General features: G+C 67.2%; 4 protein-coding genes. 3 read left to right on the top strand and 1 reads right to left on the bottom strand.

Annotated features, from left to right (window positions below; all coding sequences use genetic code 11):
• Window positions 1–482 precede the first annotated feature (482 nt).
• The gene (locus ACFWI9_RS33370; protein ID WP_387168795.1) at window positions 483–1,319 is read left to right on the top strand and encodes a hypothetical protein; all 837 of its coding nucleotides are present in this window, start codon (window positions 483–485) and stop codon (window positions 1,317–1,319) included.
• 178 nt (window positions 1,320–1,497) lie between these two features.
• On the opposite strand, the gene ACFWI9_RS33365 is transcribed toward ACFWI9_RS33370, so the two are convergent.
• Window positions 1,498–1,695, bottom strand: coding sequence for a hypothetical protein (locus ACFWI9_RS33365; RefSeq protein WP_387168792.1), 198 nt, complete (start codon window positions 1,693–1,695; stop codon window positions 1,498–1,500).
• A gap of 298 nt (window positions 1,696–1,993) precedes the next feature.
• Here ACFWI9_RS33365 and ftsE point away from each other — a divergent pair, with 298 nt between their 5' ends.
• Window positions 1,994–2,683, top strand: coding sequence for a cell division ATP-binding protein FtsE (ftsE, locus tag ACFWI9_RS33360; RefSeq protein ID WP_387168789.1), 690 nt, complete (start codon window positions 1,994–1,996; stop codon window positions 2,681–2,683).
• Between the two features lie 18 nt (window positions 2,684–2,701).
• Entirely contained in the window at window positions 2,702–3,619 is a 918-nt protein-coding gene (gene ftsX, locus ACFWI9_RS33355; protein WP_387168786.1) for a permease-like cell division protein FtsX, read from the top strand.
• Window positions 3,620–3,650: the final 31 nt, after the last annotated feature.

Genomic DNA, 3,650 nt, shown 5'->3' with positions numbered 1-3,650 from the left:
TCCCGGAGTATCCTTGGGTATCCGGCGCCGCTCGTTACGTTCGGTGACCGTGGCGGTCTTCAGTGGTGGCTGTCCGCTTCGGGTGTTGATGTCGGGTTCGGGCCGTTCGTCCATCCGGAAGTTCGGGGCGCGGTCGCCCTCATGGATCCGGTGCGGTGCTCCTCGGCGGAGCGCGGCAGGGGCCGTTGTTCGCTGGCGCAAGCGACGTGTGGCCGATCGCTCGCTTTGTCGACAAGGTAACTGGCGCCCCCTCGGCGCCAGTTCCCTTCTCATGTCACAGTTGGAGCCATTGCCTCAGTCAACTCCCCTTATTCCGGGCATCGCACGCGCAACGTCCTTGACGCCTTCGCGAAAACTGGGAAGGCTGGCGCGCGGCATGCGTGTTTCCGGAGTCCGTGGGCGGGGAAGGCGAGTCCGACCCCAGCGGCCGGTGCTCCTCGACGCTGCAGCAATGACGTAGAGCTACTGGGGGTAGCACACAGATGACGAAGAAGACGCGGGTCCGTGTGGCACGGATAGCCGCCGGCGCGGTGATTGCGGCCGGTGCGTCCCTGACTGCCGCGGGTGCCGCTCAGGCCGTCGGTATCGGTGTGGACGTTGTGGGGATCAAGGCTGAGGCCGGGGTTTCCAAGGAGGGTGTCGAGGTCGGTCTCGGCGTCGGCGGCGGGAACGAGGGCAACGGCAACGGCGGCGGCGGCAACGACGACGAGCCGTGCATCCCCGGCGACGCCTCTTGCCCGACGGATCCCACCGACCCGACGGACCCGACGGATCCCACCGACCCGACGGACCCGACGGATCCCACGGACCCGACGGACCCGACGGATCCCACGGACCCCACGGACCCGACGGATCCCACGGACCCCACGGACCCGACGGATCCCACGGACCCGACGGACCCGACGGACCCGACGGACCCGACGGACCCGACCGACCCCACGGACCCGACGGACCCCACGGACCCGACCGACCCGACCACCCCCGGTGGTAACGGGAACGGCGGCGGCAACGGGAACGGTAACGGCGGCGGGAACGGCAACGGCAACGGCGGCGGCAACGGGAACGGCGGCGGCAACGGCGCTGACGGTGGCTCCGGCGACTGCACCGTGAACGTCGAGGGTGCCGAGTGCGTTGACAACACCGACACCAACAACGCCGGCTCCACCCCGGTCGAGCAGGGTCAGGCCAAGGAAGAGCTCGCCGAGACCGGTGCCACGCAGACCACGTTCCTGCTGGTCGGTGCCGCGACCATGATCGCGGGCGGGATCGGCTTCCGGATGCTGCCCCGTCTCGCCGGCGGCGGGCGTACGGCCGCCTGAGTGGTCGCAGCCGTACGTGAGTGCGCGGCGTAACCACTCGTAACAGAGTGCACAAGGGGCCCGGGCGCCGAATGGCGTCCGGGCCCCTTGGTGCGTCTGCGGCGTCCTGAGAGACCCTGAGAGGCGTTCAGTCCTGCCTTCCGGCCCCTCGGGGCGGGGGAATGGCGGGGGAGGCCGTCTACACGGTCTGGTGGGCCGCCAGCAGCGCCACAGCGGCCACCAGGATCGCCAGGAGGGCGAGCAGGGTCGTCGGGCTCAAGCCCGCCAGCGGCCCGGATGACTGCTGCAGCCGCTCGCGGCTGCTGCGGCAGACGGGGCACCGGCCCTCGCTGACGGGTGCCGCGCAGTTGGCGCACACCAGTCGGTCGTAGGTCATGCGCTCTCCTCCTCCCGCACGGCGGAGCCGTCGGCCGAGTCGTACTCCCGGGGTGCCCCGGTGATGCTTCTCAGTGGTCTTCTCCGCTCAACGTGCACGGGGACGCGTCCGTTCCCCTCCCACTGTGCCAGCTCCGGCGCGATTCGGCGCGTCCCCTCGGATGCCCCCCCGTCGCGAAGCGTGCCGGACCGACCCGCCAAAGCCGTACAAATGCCGCAACGCCGGTCGGTGACTGCGCGGGTCATCCTCCTTCGCGTATGGTCACGCACACCTACTCCCAGCTGACCGTGGTGCACTCGTGATCCGATTCGACAACGTCTCCAAGAGCTATCCCAAGCAGAACCGCCCAGCCCTGCGTGATGTCTCCCTGGAGATCGAGAAGGGCGAGTTCGTCTTCCTCGTGGGCTCGTCCGGTTCCGGAAAGTCGACCTTCCTGCGGCTGATCCTGCGCGAGGAGCGCGCCAGCCACGGCCAGGTCCACGTCCTGGGCAAGGACCTCGCACGCCTGTCGAACTGGAAGGTGCCGCACATGCGCCGCCAGCTCGGCACGGTCTTCCAGGACTTCCGCCTGCTGCCCAACAAGACCGTCGCCGAGAACGTGGCCTTCGCCCAGGAGGTCATCGGCAAGTCCCGCGGCGAGACCCGCAAGTCCGTGCCCCAGGTGCTCGACCTCGTCGGGCTGGGTGGCAAGGAAGACCGGATGCCCGGTGAGCTCTCCGGCGGCGAGCAGCAGCGCGTCGCCATCGCCCGGGCGTTCGTCAACCGCCCCATGCTGCTGATCGCGGACGAGCCCACCGGCAACCTGGACCCGCAGACCTCCGTCGGCATCATGAAGCTGCTGGACCGGATCAACAGGACCGGCACCACAGTGGTGATGGCGACCCACGACCAGAACATCGTGGACCAGATGCGCAAGCGCGTCATCGAGCTCGAACAGGGCCGGCTCGTACGTGACCAGGCGCGCGGCGTCTACGGCTACCAGCACTGAAAGGCTGAACGACTCGCCATGCGTGCCCAGTTCGTACTGTCGGAGATCGGCGTCGGTCTCCGCCGCAATCTCACGATGACCTTCGCGGTGATCGTCTCCGTGGCCCTGTCGCTCGCGCTCTTCGGCGGTGCGCTGCTCATGCGTGAGCAGGTCAGCACCATGAAGGACTTCTGGTACGACAAGGTCAACGTCTCCATCTTCCTCTGCAACAAGAACGACGCGGAAACAGACGAGAAGTGCTCCAAAGGCGCGGTGACCGCCGAGCAGAAGGAGCAGATCGAGAGCGATCTCAAGAAGATGGACGTCGTCGACACCGTGCACCGGGAGTCGGCTGACGAGGCGTACAAGCACTATCGCGAGCAGTACAGCGACACCCCCATCGCCGCGACGATCACCCCTGACCAGATGCAGGAGTCGTTCCGGGTCAAGCTCAAGGACCCGGAGAAGTACCAGGTGGTGGCCACCGCGTTCGCAGGCCGGGACGGTGTGCAGTCCGTACAGGATCAGCGAAACATCCTGCAGAACCTGTTCGACCTGATGGAAGGCATGAACATCGCGGCGCTGTTCGTGATGGGGCTGATGCTGATCATCGCACTGATGCTGATCGTCAACACCGTGCGTGTCTCGGCGTTCAGCCGTCGGCGTGAGACCGGGATCATGCGGCTTGTCGGTGCTTCCAGCATCTACATCCAGATGCCGTTCATCATGGAGGCCGCTTTCGCGGGCCTTCTCGGCGGCGTGGTGGCATGTGTGCTGCTGCTGGCGGGCCGGTACTTCCTGATCGACCACGGCCTCGCGCTCTCCGAGAAGATGCAACTGGTCAACTTCATCGGCTGGGACGCCGTGATCGAGGTCTTGCCTTTGGTGCTCATCATCGGTCTCCTGATGCCCGCTCTTGCCGCTTTCATCGCGTTGCGCAAGTACCTCAAGGTGTGACAAGCGCCCCGGGCGCCGTACGGTCAACGAC

Origin of the sequence: Streptomyces sp. NPDC127084, assembly GCF_042724175.1 — a bacterium.
In the GTDB taxonomy this organism is placed as follows: Bacteria; Actinomycetota; Actinomycetes; order Streptomycetales; family Streptomycetaceae; genus Streptomyces.
The sequence above is the reverse complement of the archived record's forward strand: the minus strand, read 5'-3'. Positions and strand labels throughout refer to the sequence as shown.